At 36.1% G+C, this 16213-nt stretch carries 14 protein-coding genes; all 14 read left to right on the top strand.

All coding sequences use genetic code 11. The annotated features are described in order from the left end of the window. The first annotated feature begins 56 nt into the window (after positions 1-56). The 14 genes from acsn021_RS15090 (at position 57) to acsn021_RS15020 (ending at position 16199) form a co-directional block, all read left to right on the top strand. The gene (locus acsn021_RS15090; RefSeq protein WP_184094727.1) at positions 57-2513 is read left to right on the top strand and encodes a peptidase U32 family protein; all 2457 of its coding nucleotides are present in this window, start codon (positions 57-59) and stop codon (positions 2511-2513) included. Between the two features lie 39 nt (positions 2514-2552). Then, entirely contained in the window at positions 2553-3914 is a 1362-nt protein-coding gene (locus acsn021_RS15085; protein ID WP_184094725.1) for an FtsW/RodA/SpoVE family cell cycle protein, read from the top strand. Beyond that, on the top strand, positions 3862-5427 hold the full coding sequence (locus tag acsn021_RS15080) for a peptidoglycan D,D-transpeptidase FtsI family protein (protein ID WP_243167951.1): 1566 nt from the start codon (positions 3862-3864) through the stop codon (positions 5425-5427). The genes acsn021_RS15085 and acsn021_RS15080 overlap by 53 nt, the downstream gene beginning before the upstream one ends. Positions 5428-5796: 369 nt before the next feature. Beyond that, entirely contained in the window at positions 5797-6249 is a 453-nt protein-coding gene (locus acsn021_RS15075; protein WP_033166820.1) for an NUDIX hydrolase, read from the top strand. Positions 6250-6468: 219 nt separating this feature from the next. After that, positions 6469-7224, top strand: coding sequence for a 30S ribosomal protein S2 (gene rpsB, locus acsn021_RS15070; protein WP_184094723.1), 756 nt, complete (start codon positions 6469-6471; stop codon positions 7222-7224). 24 nt (positions 7225-7248) lie between these two features. Then, positions 7249-8175 carry a translation elongation factor Ts gene (tsf, locus tag acsn021_RS15065; RefSeq protein WP_184094721.1) on the top strand — a complete coding sequence of 309 codons (927 nt, stop codon included), beginning with the start codon at positions 7249-7251 and terminating at the stop codon, positions 8173-8175. A 440-nt stretch (positions 8176-8615) separates the two neighbouring features. Next, positions 8616-9755, top strand: a complete 1140-nt coding sequence (locus acsn021_RS15060) for a Gfo/Idh/MocA family protein (RefSeq protein ID WP_184094719.1) — start codon at positions 8616-8618, stop codon at positions 9753-9755. Positions 9756-9955: 200 nt separating this feature from the next. Further along, positions 9956-11101 carry a polysaccharide deacetylase family protein gene (locus acsn021_RS15050; RefSeq protein ID WP_184094717.1) on the top strand — a complete coding sequence of 382 codons (1146 nt, stop codon included), beginning with the start codon at positions 9956-9958 and terminating at the stop codon, positions 11099-11101. Positions 11102-11382: 281 nt separating this feature from the next. Continuing rightward, a complete protein-coding gene (locus tag acsn021_RS23290) occupies positions 11383-11763 on the top strand; it encodes a polymer-forming cytoskeletal protein (RefSeq protein ID WP_184094831.1) in 381 nt (126 codons plus the stop codon). Positions 11764-11835: 72 nt separating this feature from the next. Next, the gene (gene pyrH / locus acsn021_RS15040; RefSeq protein WP_184094715.1) at positions 11836-12540 is read left to right on the top strand and encodes a UMP kinase; all 705 of its coding nucleotides are present in this window, start codon (positions 11836-11838) and stop codon (positions 12538-12540) included. A 34-nt stretch (positions 12541-12574) separates the two neighbouring features. Beyond that, entirely contained in the window at positions 12575-13129 is a 555-nt protein-coding gene (gene frr, locus acsn021_RS15035) for a ribosome recycling factor (RefSeq protein WP_184094713.1), read from the top strand. A 158-nt stretch (positions 13130-13287) separates the two neighbouring features. Further along, positions 13288-14004 (top strand): isoprenyl transferase, encoded by a 717-nt coding sequence (locus acsn021_RS15030; protein ID WP_184094711.1) that lies wholly within the window; start codon positions 13288-13290, stop codon positions 14002-14004. 92 nt (positions 14005-14096) lie between these two features. Then, entirely contained in the window at positions 14097-14894 is a 798-nt protein-coding gene (locus tag acsn021_RS15025) for a phosphatidate cytidylyltransferase (RefSeq protein ID WP_184094709.1), read from the top strand. A gap of 159 nt (positions 14895-15053) precedes the next feature. Next, positions 15054-16199 carry a 1-deoxy-D-xylulose-5-phosphate reductoisomerase gene (locus acsn021_RS15020; RefSeq protein WP_184094707.1) on the top strand — a complete coding sequence of 382 codons (1146 nt, stop codon included), beginning with the start codon at positions 15054-15056 and terminating at the stop codon, positions 16197-16199. Positions 16200-16213 lie beyond the last annotated feature (14 nt).

Here is a 16213-nt window from a genome sequence, read left to right as displayed (position 1 = left end):
CAAAAGTATTCAAAGCTTGATTTTAACGCGACCCAAGGTCGCAGATGGAGTTAATTATGAAAAATATTGAAATATTGGCACCTGCTGGATCTATTACGAGCTTAAAGGCAGCGATTCATGCAGGCTGTGATGCGGTTTATATTGGTGGTTCGAAGTTCGGTGCCAGAGCATATGCTGATAACTTTGGACAGGAGGAGCTGTGTCAAGCCATTGATTATGTGCATGTTCATGGCAAAAAAGTATATCTTACCATTAATACTCTTCTGAAAAATAAGGAGATTGAGAAAGAGCTTTATTCTTATTTACATCCTTATTACGAGCAGGGAGTAGATGCAGTTATTGTCCAGGATAGTGGTGTGCTACTGTTTGTTCACGAACATTTCCCGGATTTTCCTATACATGCCAGCACGCAGATGTCCTTAACGATGGGATGTGGAGGAGATGTTCTAAAATCGCTGGGAGTTACAAGGCTTGTAAATGCAAGAGAACTTGGTTTAGAGGAAATAAAAGCCTTGCGCAGCAGTACAGATTTAGAGGTGGAGTCCTTTGTACACGGTGCATTATGTTATTGTTATTCGGGACAATGCCTCTTAAGCAGTATGATAGGCGGGCGTAGCGGGAACAGAGGAAGATGTGCGCAGCCTTGCAGAATGCCGTATCAATTATATAACGGTAAACAGGCGGTAATGGATAAGGAGGACAAGTACCTTTTAAGTCCAAAAGATATCTGCACCTTAGACAGGATACCTGAGTTAATGGAAGCAGGAATCGATTCTTTTAAAATTGAAGGTCGGATGAAACGGCCGGAGTATGCAGCAGGAGTTGCATATGCTTATCGTAAATATGCGGACAAGTATTTAGAGCTTGGTAAGGAAAACTATCAAAAATTCTTAAGCAAGCACGAGGAGGAGTTTAAAAATGATAAACGAATGCTGCTTGATTTATACAGCAGAGGCGGCTTTACAGGTGGTTATTATGAACACCGAAATGGTAAAGCGATGATGTCATTAACTCGTCCAAATCACAGTGGTGTTTACGTTGGAAAAGTAGAGAAGGTGCGAGGAAATCAGGCTATAATCAGGCTGGAGGAAGATATTCAGGCACAGGATATCCTTGAAATTAGAAACAGGCAGGATGATGTATATGATTTTACTGTTAAGGCTGGAGAGGTAAAAGGTAAGGACTATACTACAAATTTTAAAAGCGGATTAAAAATCTCCACTGGATTTTCTGTTTACCGCACAAAAAATAACATGCTGTTAGACCATCTGGCGGACAGATTTTTAAAAGAAGAAAGAAAAGAGCCCATAACCGGTGAATTGACAGCTATAGTGAGTAAGCCTTTGCAGTTGGCATTGACTTGCCGGGATATAACGGTTATGGTAAGAGGTGAACTGGTAGAGGAAGCCAAAAACCAGCCCATGACCAAAGAAAAATTAGAAAAGCAGGTTAATAAAACAAATGATACCTCTTTCTTTTTCAAGGAATTATCTATTACGCAGGAGGGAAATACTTTTATTCCTGTACAAAGATTAAATGAATTAAGAAGGCAAGGTTTACAGCTTTTATACGATGCAATCAAAGAGAGTTACAGGAGGGAGTTAAAAGAGAATATCGAGAATCCTGTAGCCCCTTATTATCAGGATACTACTGTGCCAGGAATCAGCGTTAGTGTAATAAAAGAAGACCAGTTAAAGGCAGCTTGTAAAAATCCAGAAGTGGAGAATGTATATCTGGAAAGCGACATAGTATCCTTTAGTAAGCTTCTTTCTTTAACTGCTTATGTTAAAGAAAAAGGGAAAAAGTGTTATCTGCTCCTTCCTCATATTTTTCGAAAAGCCACTTACGAATTATTCCGGCAGAATAAAACAATATTGGAAGACAATACTATAGATGGATATATCATTAGAAATTACGAAGAGTATTATTTTATCACAAAAGAGTTGGAGTTTGACAAAAAACAGCTAGTTACTGATTATAATTTATATGTAATGAACACTTGGAATGTTCGCTTTTGGAGAAAAAAAGGAATTAAGTGCCATACAGCACCTTTGGAATTGAATAATGAAGAGTTGTTGGAGATGAATGGTTATTACTGGGATTTGCTTGTATACGGAAGAATGCCGCTTATGGTATCAGCGCAATGTCTGGCAAAAACAGCACAGGGTAGTATTAATCAAAATTATACAAAGGTTACAGAGGCACCCTGCTGTGGTCCGGATATGGAAGAACTTAATTTGACAGACCGTTTCCAGAAAAGCTTTCCTATAAAAAGACATTGCAGAGATTGTTACAACTTAATTTATAACAGCCAAAGACTTTCTCTGTTAAGTAACCGGGAGGAAGTAATAAAAATAAGCCCGAAAAATATACGCCTTGATTTTACTTATGAAACCGGAGACGAGACTGAGAAAATTCTTCATAAATTCATAAATACGTATCATAAAAAAAGCCTTAAAGTAGAAGAAATAAAGGATTTTACCAGAGGACACTTTAAGCGTGGTATCGAATAGTGATAGGCTATTTAAGCGTAATAATAGAGGTGAAATAAATTGGTTAACTTAATCGTAGAACTATCGAAATACCTAAATATTGTATTGATCGCCATGTATACCTATTTGGCTTTTCGCGTACTGGGGTATACCGATAAGAAAAGGCAGGAGCGGACATATGTTAAAATGAAAGCAATTTTATTCACGTTTCATTTCATATGTTATCTAATACTTTTTATTAGTACTAAAAATTTGAAGATTGCATTCCTTTATGGTATGCAATTACTGGCTATAATTCTTGTATTTACTTTATATCAGTGGGTTTATATAAATTTGTCAAAACCAATTTTGCATAATATGCTGTTTTTATTAACCATAGGCTATGTCATGCTTACAAGGTTATCTTATGATAAAGCAGTAAAGCAGTTCGTCATAGCATCTGTATCGTTAATTATATGTCTGGTGATACCCTTACTGATTGATAAATTAAAGGCATTATCTCATTTGGGATGGCTGTATGGCGGATCAGGAATCGTACTTTTAGCAACGGTCTTATTCTTGGGAGTGGAGAATTACGGTGCTACCAACTGGATTAAGATAGCAGGATTTACATTCCAGCCTTCGGAATTTGTAAAGATATTATTTGTTTTTTCAATAGCCTCTTTGTTGGCAAAAAAGACAAACTTTAAGCATATTGTATATATTACCATTCTGGCTGCGATTCATGTACTGATTCTGGTTCTAGAAAAGGATTTAGGCGGAGCACTTATCTTTTTTGTAACCTATCTCATTATGCTTTTTGTTGCAACTTCACAGCCTTTATATTTGTTTTCCGGGCTGGCAGCCGGTTCTGTCGCTTCCTTTTTTGCATATAAACTTTTTAGTCATGTCAGAGTCCGTGTCGCCGCATGGCGCGACCCTTGGTCTCTGATTGACAGAGAAGGTTATCAGGTATCCCAATCATTGTTTGCTATCGGTACCGGCGGCTGGTTTGGTATGGGGCTTTTAAAGGGGCTTCCAACTAGTATTCCAGTAGTAGACAGCGATTTTATATTTTCAGCAATATCAGAAGAGATGGGTGGTTTTTTTGCTTTTTGTCTGATATTAATACTTATCAGCTGCTTTTTAATGTTTATTAATATTGCAATGAAACTAAAAGATACCTTTTATAAGTTAATTGCACTGGGAATCAGTGTAATGTATGCCTTTCAGGTATTTTTATCCATTGGAGGGGTTATTAAGTTCATACCTTCAACCGGTGTAACCTTACCTCTCATTAGTTATGGAGGAAGCTCCATTTTAAGCAGCTTAATCATGTTTAGTGTAATTCAGGGCTTATATGTCCTGAGTCAGGATAGGAATGATGCTATTGAAAAGAGAAAAAGAAAATCCAAAAAACAAACTGAAAATGCAACACAGTGAAGAGGTGTATAGCAATCCACAATCGGAATCTGAAAATGAGGAGGAGGGAAAGGCTTCTGTAAGAAAAAAGAAGCAAACAGAGGCTGATTTGCAGCCGAAAAAGAACCCTACGAATCAACAGATAATGCTTGTGACTTATATATTTGTGGGATTGTTTATAATGATGATGGGCTACTATACAAAGTTTATGATTACAGATAGTTCTGAGGTCATAAACAATGCCTATAATAAGCGTCAGGATTTATTAGCGGAGCAAATTGTAAGAGGAGATATTGTTTCGGCAGATGGAAAAGTCCTAGCCCACACGATTACCGATGAAGACGGTACCGAAACCAGAGTATACCCTTATGGAAATATGTTTGCTCATGTGGTCGGCAGGTTTTTAAAGGGACGTACTGGACTGGAATCTACGGAAAATTTTCATCTACTTACTTCGAATAATAATACCTTAAGCAAAATTGTAAGAGAGTTATCAGGAGAAAAAAACATTGGTGATAATGTAATAACAACATTGGATACAAAATTACAACAAACGGCTTATGAAGCTTTAGGAAACCGGAAAGGAGCAATTGTAGTAATGGAACCTTCATCGGGTAAAATACTGGCTATGGTTTCAAAGCCGGATTACAATCCAGGAGAGATAGATAAGATATGGGATGAAATGGTACAGGACTCAGATAATAATTCAGCCCTAATCAATCGTGCTACTCAGGGTTTATATCCTCCCGGTTCCACCTTTAAAATTCTTACTGCTCTTGAATATATCCGGGAAAATCCAGGTACCTATGAAGATTACCTGTATGACTGTAAAGGACATGGTATTTTTAACAGTGTAAAAATTAATTGTTACAATAGTAATGCACATGGAAAGGAAGACTTAAAGAAATCATTCGCAAAGTCATGTAATTCTTCCTTTGCCCATATAGGAACAACTCTGAATATAAAAAATTTCCGAAAACTATGCCAGGATTTTTTATTTAATTCACCATTGCCGACAGACCTTGTATATAATCAAAGTAAATTTGTATTATCGGCCAATTCAGATAAGAATCAGATACCTCAGACAGTTATAGGCCAAGGAGATACACAGATTACCCCTCTTCATAACGCGCTTATTGTTTCAACTATCGCCAACGGCGGTGTATTACTGAAGCCATATTTAGTTGACAGAATTGTAAATCAGGGTGGTAATATCATTACGAAGACGATGCCTGAAATATATGGCTCGATTATTACTCCCGATGAAGCACAAATACTTACCGCCTATATGACAGAAACTGTGGAAAACGGTACAGGAGGTGCACTTAAAAATAATAAATACACCGTTGCCGGAAAAACCGGTTCTGCAGAATATAAGCAGAATAAACCGGCACATGCATGGTTTGTAGGTTTTTCCCCCGCTACAAAACCCGAAATTGTAGTTAGTATTATTGTTGAAGGTGTTGGAACGGGAAGTGAATATGCCGTACCAATTGCCTCAAAAATTTTTAAAACCTATTACAATAACAAATAAAGTAGTGGAAGCAGTAGAATCTAAATTAAAAATATAAAAAGATAAATAATCTTAACAGAGGATGCATAAACTAGACTTATATCTTTTACAGTTTTCGTGTAAGACTACTTGTAGCATCTTGTGATAGAATCGCCTGTAATAAACCGTCAATTTCATGAGTGCCGTATATTAAAAGCTAGTAGTAACATATGCAAGGTTATTCTCTCAGTTTTGATCTAAGTTTAGCAGGATTTCATAAAATACTTCATAATCTAAGATTGTTTACCAAAGTATTTGTTAGTATTGCATAAATATTAGTTGAACAATTATGAAAAATGATGTATACTGTTAGTAGATAAATCGACACACCATTATACAGGAGGAATTGCGATGATTGAGGCAACGAGCTGTGGCGGTGTAGTTATATTCAGAGGAAAGATTTTACTACTGTATAAGAACTATAAAAATAAATATGAAGGTTGGGTTCTGCCAAAAGGGACTGTGGAGGAAGGCGAAGAATATAAAGAAACAGCCATACGTGAAGTTAAAGAAGAGACGGGAACGGATGCTTCTATTATAAAATATATTGGAAAAAGCCAATATACGTTCAGCACGCCGCAGAATACAGTAATAAAGGATGTTCATTGGTATTTAATGATGTCTGATAGCTATTACAGCAAACCACAAAGAGAAGAATATTTTATGGATTCAGGATATTATAAATTTCATGAAGCTTACCATATGCTTAAGTTTTCCAATGAAAAACAGATTCTTGAGCGAGCTTATAATGAATACTTGGATTTAAAGAAAAGTAATCTATGGGGAAATAAAAAATATTTTTAAAAGACGAATTCTATAGCATGCAATTAAGACAAGTGAAAGCTTGTCTTTTTTTGATTAAACGAAAAATGGTATTTTTTTAATAAAAAGACTTGCTATTAAGACGAGGTTGTGATATAATTCATATGCTAAATTGCACGTATGTTGATTTCTGACTTGGTGCCTAAAGGTCTGTCAGAAAAACGATACATACGGAAGAAATCAACCAAATGGAGGACTATTATGAGCGTTATATCAATGAAGCAATTACTGGAAGCCGGTGTACATTTTGGACATCAGACTAGAAGATGGAACCCTAAAATGGCAGAGTACATCTACACAGAAAGAAACGGAATCTATATCATTGACTTACAGAAATCTGTAGGTAAAGTAGATGAAGCTTATTATGCAATTAAAAATGTTGTTGCAGAAGGCGGAAAAGTTCTTTTTGTTGGTACAAAGAAACAGGCTCAGGATTCTGTTAAATCCGAAGCTGAACGTTGCGGTATGTACTATGTAAATGAAAGATGGTTAGGTGGTATGTTAACCAACTTTAAGACTATCCAGAGCAGAATTGCAAGATTAAAACAAATCGAAACTATGTCTCAGGATGGAACTTTTGAAGTACTTCCTAAAAAAGAAGTTATTGAATTGAAAAAAGAATGGGATAAACTTGAAAAGAACCTTGGCGGCATTAAAGATATGAAAGAAATTCCTGATGCTATCTTTGTTGTAGATCCTAAGAAAGAAAGAATCTGCGTACAAGAAGCTCATACATTAGGTATTCCTTTAATTGGTATTGCAGATACTAACTGTGATCCTGAAGAATTAGACTATGTAATTCCAGGTAATGATGATGCTATCAGAGCTGTTAAGCTTATCGTAGCTAAAATGGCTGATGCTGTTATCGAAGCAAATCAAGGTGTTCAAATGACAGATGCATCTGAAGAAGCAATTGAAGCAGCAGAAGAAAGTTCAGAAGAATTAGTAGAAGCTTAATCAATTAAATGGAGGTATTTTAACATGGCTATTACAGCAGCAATGGTAAAAGATTTAAGAGATATGACCGGTGCAGGCATGATGGATTGTAAAAAAGCCCTTGCAGCAACCGATGGAGATATGGACAAAGCAGTAGAGTTCTTAAGAGAAAAAGGACTTGCAGCAGCTGAGAAAAAAGCTGGTAGAATTGCAGCAGAAGGTGTTTGTGAGGCAGCAGTAAGCGAAGATGGAAAAATAGCGGCTATCGTTGAAGTTAATAGTGAAACTGACTTTGTAGCAAAGAACGAAATATTCAGAGGTTTTGTTAGTGCAGTAGTAAATCAGGTAGTTAAAACAACTTCATCTGATATTGATGCATTCTTAGCTGAACCATGGTCACTTGAACCGACAAAGACTGTAAAAGAAGAATTATCTTCTAAAATTGCAGTTATTGGTGAAAACTTAAACATCAGAAGATTCCAGAAAGTAGTTGCTGAAAATGGATTTGTTGAGTCATATATCCATGGTGGCGGAAGAATCGGTGTTTTAGTAGAAGTTGAAACTACTGTAAATAATGATGTAACAAGAGAAGCGGCTAAAAATATTGCTATGCAGATTGCAGCTATTTCTCCTAAATATGTACAGAGAAGTGAAATTTCTGCTGAGTACATTGAACATGAAAGAGAAATCTTAAAAGCGCAGGCAATGAATGAAAATACAGGAAAACCTGAAAATATCATTGAAAAAATGATTGAAGGACGTTTAAACAAAGAATTAAAAGAAATCTGTCTTTTAGATCAGGTGTATGTTAAAGATGGTGATTTGACAGTGCAGAAGTACCTTGACAGTGTAGCAAAAGAAGTTGGTGCACCTGTTGCTGTTAAGAGCTTTGTACGTTTTGAAACAGGCGAAGGTATCGAAAAGAAAGAAGAAAACTTTGCCGAAGAAGTTGCAAAGCAAATGGGAATGTAGTCAAAAGGTACAGGCAACTTCTTCGTGAGAAGCTTGCAAAGCAAATGGGAATGTAGTCAAAAGGTACAGGCAACTTCTTCGTGAGAAGCTTGCAGCCCAGATAGGAATGTAATTTAATAATGTAGTGTTTAACCGCCGGAAAACAAGTGTTTCCGGCGGTTTTTTCACGTTTTCGAGGTATCTTAAGTACCATGAAAACTGTATGTTTTTCGGAGTAGAGTTATAAAAGCTTTGGTACGATGGATAAGCTTAAAATCTGTTTGGATAATTCGTTTTTAGCAATAATATTTGAAAATACTATCTGCTACTTCAATGGTTACCGTAGTCAATAAGGTAATTTTTTAGTTGGAGATCTTATTGAACCAATGTTAGACTAAATTTAAGAATAGCAGTGTAAAGGAAGATATGCAGGCAGGTCTGGCAATGAAGGAGATAATAGTATGAAGTCATTACAAAAAGTAAAAACGGCAGTTATTGGGTATGGAAAAATCAGTGATATATACCTAACAAACATGATAAATAAGTTTGAAATAGTAGACGTAATTGGATGTGGAGGTAGAGATGTTGAGAAGGCGCAGGAAAAGGCTAAGCTGTTTGGTATTAAAGGTATGCATGTTGATGAAATTATGGATAATACTGAAATTGAACTAGTTGTAAATCTAACGCCACCTACCGCACATTATGAAATTATTAAAAAGGCATTAGAGGCTGGGAAAAATGTTTACACAGAAAAGATTGTAACGCCTGATTTAAAAGAAGCTCTTGAATTAAAGGAGTTAGCTAAGAAGTGTAATTTAAGACTGGGTTGTGCACCGGATACATTTCTTGGTGCGGGAATTCAGAGTGCTCGTAAAGTAGTGGAAAGCGGAGGAATAGGAAAAATTGTTTCATGCCATGCCGCAGTGAATCGTGATATGGAATTTTTATATTATCCAGGAGCATTTCATACGAAGCATGGGGGAGGAATCGGATTTAATGTTGGAATTTATTACTTGTCAGCATTGCTTAGTATCCTTGGTTCTGTTGAGCAGGTTAGTGGTTTCGCATATAATACAAAGCCCGAATGTAAGGTTGAGGACCCGTCTTCCCCTTTGTTTGGCGAGTCGTTTAACGTTGATAGTGAAAATATAATGGTGGCAAGTTTGCAGTTTAAGAATGGTGTATACGGAACTATGAATTTTAGTTCTAACACCATATGGCCGCAGGTGCCTATGCTGATGATTTATGGAACCGAAGGAATATTACATCTTCCAGATCCAGATAAATTCGGAGGTAAAGTTTATTTACAAAAGAAAGGGATGTCAGACCAAATTGAAGTACCTAACAGTTATGGTTACGGTGAGAATTCCAGAGGTCTTGGTGTCGCAGAAATGGCATGGGCAATGAGAAAAGAAAGACCCCATCGTGCAAATTTCAATATGGGATGCCATGCATTGGAAGTACTAAGTGGTGTTGTTAAATGCTCTGAAACAGGTCAGGTACAAAGGATGGAAACGGATTTTGAGTTATTGCCTGCTTTGCCGGAAGGGTATTTAGATAATTATTTTGGCAGAAATCAAGAATGTGCGTTAATTGTATAATGTTATTATGGCAGTTATATCTAGAGAAGTAGTAATAGTAAGTCCTGAAACTGTAATTATTTTGTTATATATGGATAAATTAACCATAAACACGTGTAAAAAAAATAATTTTACTATATTATTTGTTGGAAATATATTCTCTTTTATTGCAAAATATGATAAAATACAACAAAGACAGCATGTGAAGGAGACAAATCTCTTTGGAAAATAATACTACGAAAGCAATTAGCTATGGGGATCGTGTGAGAAAAAAAAGGGCACGACAAAACAAGACTATTATTATTGTGGGCATATCTGTATGTCTCCTCCTGCCAATCATTCTATGTATTATTCTTTTTTTTAAGGTAAACGCACTACAAAAACAGCTTAATATCTTAATGCTTGACCAAAAGAGCACTACGTACGAAGAAAAGAGCAGTCTTTTTGGCCGAAGGGAGTTAAAAGAAGAAGTTACAGCATCGTTTGGATTCTATAGCGAACCTATATTTTCTTTTCAAAAAGATCTATACTATAAAAAATCATATTATAATAATTTGTATAATAAATTAGAAGATTACACATCTTCTCTTGAAGAATCAGATAAAAACGGGTATAATGAGGTAGAAGCCCTAACTGGGGATACAGATAACAGTAAAGATGTTTCAAAAACTCTTATTGATACGGCGAATGACTTAACAAAAGAGAATAAAAAGAATAACGATGGCAATGAATTTTCTGACAAAAAAGTGTACTTAACCTTTGACGATGGACCCAGTATCTATACAGAAGATATTCTTGAAATACTGGATAAGTATGGTGTAAAGGCTACTTTTTTTGTAATAGGGAAAACGGATGACCATTCCAAAAGGATGTATAAAAGGATAGTTGATGAAGGTCACTCCCTTGGTTTACATTCTTATTCTCATGACTATAACATAATTTACAATTCCTTGGGAGATTTTAAAAAAGATTTTATGGAACTCAGTAATCTTCTATATGATTCTACAGGATATAGGTCTACTATTTTTCGCTTTCCGGGTGGGAGCAGTAATCCAGCAGGTAGGAAAACTGTTTCTGCAATTATTGATTATTTAAGTGAGGAATCGATTGTATATTTTGACTGGAATGTGGTGAATGGTGATGCAACTGGGAAAGAACTAACTGCCGCTGAATTATATAACAATGTTATGGAAGGTATAAAATCACATACCAGCTCCATTGTTTTAATGCATGACACAGGAACAAAAAAAAGTACGGTGGAATCCCTTAACAGACTGTTAAAAGAATTAACTGAAAAGGGTGTACAGTTACTGCCTTTGCATGATGAAGTGACACCCGTACAGCAAGTGAAAGCTGGGGCTGAATAATTTGAATAGTACTATTTAACATACATTGACAGATTAGTTAATTTCTTTAGAAGAAGACGTGATTTCAGAAGTGGTAAGCCTGGTAGGTACAGCTGAGGGAATAGCAGAAAGTCTTTAGAAGGCGGACAAGAATATGTTAGAAGCTTTTTGTCACAAGAAGATGAAAATGGACAGAGGGTTCTTTAGAGGTCATGGATACCATAAAAGGAGATATTGAGTGTCAGAGAATATTCTCTGTAATAGGAATAGTAAACGGTAATTGTATAGATTCATAAGTTTATATCGTCGCAAAACGATTTGAAGGTTGCATAACCAGTGAAGTAAGTGTTAAAATAGGAATAGACACAGTAAGCATTGTTGATATTACAGCAACTGCTGGTGTAATTATTGGAGCTGTTAAAGGTGCTGTTGACATTAGCGGTCCGGTTACAATTGATTCATCCGCTGTTATAAAAGGTAATATAAAAGCACAATCCATTCAGAGTAACAATGGTGCTGTTATGATGGTTTTTGTTCACTGCCTTATGCGTCCATTGATTTGGATGATATATTTGAATAAGTCAGGTGTTATTAGGGCTGAAAGGAAATTCAAAGAAAGGAATGCCACGATTTCATTCTTTCAGTCTGAAGAGTTGTGGCAGTATTACAGATTGCATGGGTAGAGTTAAGATATGTCCCGGTAATCTGTGATATGCAATGCAGTAAAATATACTGTGTTGCCCAAAGGGTACTATATGAGCAGATATAAAAGAGTCTTACTGAAGTTAAGCGGAGAGGCTCTGGCCGGTGACAAAAAGACGGGTTTTGATGAAGCAACCTGCATTACTGTTGCGAAACAGGTTATGCAATTGGTAGCAGATGGCGTAGAGGTTGGAGTTGTAATAGGCGGTGGTAACTTCTGGAGAGGAAGAACCAGTGAAACTATAGATCGTACTAAGGCCGATCAGATAGGCATGCTGGCGACAGTAATGAATTGTATTTATGTATCGGAAATTTTTAGATATGTTGGTATGCAGACTCAGATTCTGACTCCATTTGAATGCGGCAGTATGGCAAAATTATTTTCAAAAGACAGAGCCAATAAGTACTTTGAAAAGGGCATGGTAGTATTCTTAGCTGGGGGAACAGGTCATCCCTACTTCTCTACGGATACAGGGGTTGTGCTGAGAGCGGTTGAGTTAGAGGCAGATATTATACTGATGGCAAAAGCAGTTGATGGTGTATATGACAGTGATCCTAGAAAGAATCCAGAAGCTAAGAAATATGAAGAGATTAGTATGCAGGAAACCCTTGACAAAAAGCTGGCGGTTATGGATTTATCCGCAACTGTGTTAAGTCTTGAAAATAAGATGCCGATGTTAGTATTTGCGCTGGAGGAAGAGGAGAGTATCGTTCGTGCAGTAAGCGGAGAATTTAACGGAACGAAAGTGATCGTGTAAAGCAGCTTAAAATTTATTATTGGAGGGAATCAAGATGGATTCAAGAGTTGAACAATATGAAAGCAAAATGACGAAATCATTAGATAACTTAAAGGAGGAATTTTCTACAATTCGTGCAGGAAGAGCAAATCCTCATTTATTAGATAAACTGAGAGTGGATTATTATGGAACACCATCTTCTCTTCAGTCCGTAGCCAACATATCAGTACCTGAACCTAGAATTATTCAGATTCAGCCATGGGAGAGTAAATTAATAAAAGATATTGAAAAAGCAATCATTGCTTCTGATTTAGGTTTGACTCCTAATAATGACGGTAAAGTTATTCGTTTGGTTTTCCCTGAATTAACTGAGGAAAGAAGAAAAGATCTTGTTAAGGATGTTAAGAAAAAATCAGAAAATGCAAAAGTGGCTATCCGTAACATAAGAAGAGATGCTAACGATGCGATTAAGAAAATGAATAAAAACAGCGAGATATCTGAAGATGAAGTAAAGGTTTTAGAAGATAGTATTCAGAAAATTACTGATAAGTTCATAGCAGAAGTTGATAAGCTGACAGACGACAAATCAAAAGAAATCCTTACTGTATAAATAGTTGGGCAAGGGGCTGTTGCAAACATTCGATGCATATTACTTGCGGAATGCGTAAGTTTAGTTATTGGGTATTTGCAACAGTCTCTTTCTAATAAAAAGTTGTAAATATAAGGAGGCTATTGTAAAGTTATACAATTTTACAATAGAGAGTGAATATGGATAATCTAAAAATCCCTGAACATATTGCTATTATACTAGACGGAAACGGACGCTGGGCGAAGAAAAAGTTTATGCCTAGGAATTATGGTCATGCACAAGGAAGCAAAGCAGTAGAAAAGATATGTGAAGAAGCCCATCGTTTGGGAGTAAAATATCTGACGGTGTATGCTTTTTCAACAGAAAATTGGAACAGACCTCAGGATGAAGTAGATGCTTTAATGAAGTTGTTACGAAACTATATGAAAGATTGTCTGAAAACCAGCAGTAAAAATAATATGAAAGTCCGAATAATTGGCGACATCAGTAAGTTGGGGGAGGATATACAAAATAGTATTAAGGAACTAGAAGCAACATCCGCACAAAATACAGGACTAAATTTCCAGGTTGCACTAAATTATGGTGGCAGGGATGAAATCATACGTGGTATGAAAGCTCTGGCAAAAGATTTAATGGATAACCGGATTTGTATAGATGATATAACAGAAGAGAAGTACACAGAGTATCTGGATACGAAACAAATACCTGATCCGGATTTATTAATCAGGACTAGTGGTGAACAACGTATTTCTAACTTTTTATTATGGCAGTTAGCATATACTGAATTTTATTTTACGGATACTTTATGGCCGGATTTTAATAAGGATGAATTAGTTAAAGCAATCGAATACTATAATAGCAGAGTAAGAAAATTTGGTGGAATAGGTTCTGAATAGACAAAGCTCGATTATTAATAAATATAGAAAGGCTTAGAGTGAAAAGCTAACGAGCATATCACTCTGCTTACAGGTTTATAGGAGGAAATTGCATGTTTTGGGTTAGATTTCGAAGTTCTGTTATTCTTATGATTATAACAATTGCTACAGTTCTATTAGGTGGAAATGTATTGTACAGTGTTGTTGCTGTTATATCTTTGATTGGAATGATGGAGTTATATCGGACTATTAAAATGCATCAGGAATTAATAGGATTTGTGGGCTATTTGTCAGCAGCAATATACTATCTATTACTAAAATTTGAGTTAGACGAATACATGTTATTTTATATTATAGCATTTTTATTGGTTTTATTGCTTGTTTATGTATTTTCATTTCCCAAGTACAAAGTTGAAGAAGTTGCAATTGTATTTTTAGGTTTATTTTATGTTGCAATTATGTTAAGCTTTATATATCAGGTTCGGATGCTAGAAGACGGATTTCTGATAGTGTGGTTGATTTTTATAGGTGCCTGGGGATCAGACACCTGTGCTTACCTTGTTGGAATAATGATTGGGAAGCATAAAATACTTCCCAAATTAAGTCCTAAAAAGTCCTTGGAAGGATGTATTGGTGGCATAGCAGGAGCTGCTTTGTTAGGTTTATTGTATGCGACCATCTTTCGAGAAGATATTATAGGAGTTAAGAATCCGCAGATTGCATTTGTAGTTATCTGTGCTGCTTCTAGTGTTATATCACAACTTGGGGATTTGGCGGCGTCTGCAATGAAAAGAAATCATGATATTAAAGATTATGGGAAGCTGATTCCGGGTCATGGTGGTATTTTAGACCGTTTTGATAGTATTATATTTGTGGCACCGGTGGTTTACTTTCTAGCCCAAATACTTTAATAAATATTTGGTCGAATAAGATTTTATATTCTGATTTAATTTGTACCTATATCCTCAGAATTACAAAATGAGGATTAAATTGAATATAAAATTTTGCACCTGCAAACTTATACCTGTGACATAAAGCTTGCAGGAATCGGAAAGGGTAAGGCTATAAAAATGAAATATATCTCAATTTTGGGGTCGACCGGTTCTATTGGAACCCAGACTCTGGAAGTGGTTAGAGAAAATACTGATTTAAAAGTAATTGCATTGACAGCAGATAAAAATATTGAATTATTAGAAAAGCAAATCAGAGAATTTCATCCTGTACTTGTTAGTGTCAGTGAGGATGTGTTGGCAAAAGAGCTAAGAAGTAGAATAAAGGATGTAAATACCAAGGTATTATCCGGTATGGATGGACTGATAGCCTGTGCTACGGAGAAAAGTGTTAAGCTTGTTGTGACAGCGGTAGTAGGTATGATTGGAATTCGGCCAACAATTGAGGCGATTAAGGCGGGAAAGGATATTGCCTTGGCAAATAAAGAGACACTGGTGACAGCAGGCCATATTATAATGCCATTAATCAAAGAACATAACGTACGGCTGCTGCCGGTAGACAGTGAACATTCTGCAATCTTTCAGGCATTAAACGGAGAGACCATGAATAGAATTAGCAAAATAATTCTAACCGCTTCCGGTGGACCGTTCCGCGGTAAAAAGAAAAAAGACTTGGAAGCAGTCACTGTTGAAGATGCTTTAAGACATCCTAACTGGTCTATGGGCAGAAAAATAACCATTGATTCTTCTACGATGGTAAATAAAGGCTTGGAAGTAATAGAGGCAAAATGGTTATTTCATGTTGATTTGGATAGAATACAAGTAGTTATACAACCGCAAAGTGTGATTCATTCTGCGGTGGAATTTGAAGATGGTGGTATTGTTGCACAGATGGGAACACCGGATATGAGACTACCCATACAATACGCTTTATTCTACCCGGAAAGAAGGAATTTAAAAGGGGAAAGACTTAATTTATTTCAATTAGGAAAGTTAACTTTTGAAGAACCGGATTACGAGACTTTTCGTGGTTTGCGGCTGGCATTTGATGCATCTAGAGAAGGTGGAAGTTTTCCGACCGTTTATAATGCTGCTAACGAATGTGCAGTGGCAAAATTCTTAAACCGAGAGATAAATTATCTGGAAATCACTGGATTAATTGATGCGGCAATGAAAAATCATAAAAAAATAAATCATCCCACGATTCAGGAAATTCTTAATATTGAAAAAGAGACATATGATTTTATAAGATTAATAACAACTTAAGGGATAGGATGTTT

The sequence above is a fragment of the Anaerocolumna cellulosilytica genome (genome assembly GCF_014218335.1).
GTDB classification, from domain to species: Bacteria; Bacillota; Clostridia; order Lachnospirales; family Lachnospiraceae; genus Anaerocolumna; species Anaerocolumna cellulosilytica.
Note: the sequence above shows the minus strand (reverse complement) of the source record. Positions and strands in the feature narration are given on the sequence as shown.

What these genes read in the sequence shown, in the direction of transcription:
- frr (WP_184094713.1), top strand. Translation starts at nt 12,575, where the DNA reads ATGGATTCAAGAGTTGAACAATATGAAAGCAAAATGACGAAATCATTA.
- pyrH (WP_184094715.1), top strand. Translation starts at nt 11,836, where the DNA reads ATGAGCAGATATAAAAGAGTCTTACTGAAGTTAAGCGGAGAGGCTCTG.
- tsf (WP_184094721.1), top strand. Translation starts at nt 7,249, where the DNA reads ATGGCTATTACAGCAGCAATGGTAAAAGATTTAAGAGATATGACCGGT.
- acsn021_RS15060 (WP_184094719.1), top strand. Translation starts at nt 8,616, where the DNA reads ATGAAGTCATTACAAAAAGTAAAAACGGCAGTTATTGGGTATGGAAAA.
- acsn021_RS15075 (WP_033166820.1), top strand. Translation starts at nt 5,797, where the DNA reads ATGATTGAGGCAACGAGCTGTGGCGGTGTAGTTATATTCAGAGGAAAG.
- rpsB (WP_184094723.1), top strand. Translation starts at nt 6,469, where the DNA reads ATGAGCGTTATATCAATGAAGCAATTACTGGAAGCCGGTGTACATTTT.
- acsn021_RS15090 (WP_184094727.1), top strand. Translation starts at nt 57, where the DNA reads ATGAAAAATATTGAAATATTGGCACCTGCTGGATCTATTACGAGCTTA.
- acsn021_RS15020 (WP_184094707.1), top strand. Translation starts at nt 15,054, where the DNA reads ATGAAATATATCTCAATTTTGGGGTCGACCGGTTCTATTGGAACCCAG.
- acsn021_RS15030 (WP_184094711.1), top strand. Translation starts at nt 13,288, where the DNA reads ATGGATAATCTAAAAATCCCTGAACATATTGCTATTATACTAGACGGA.
- acsn021_RS15025 (WP_184094709.1), top strand. Translation starts at nt 14,097, where the DNA reads ATGTTTTGGGTTAGATTTCGAAGTTCTGTTATTCTTATGATTATAACA.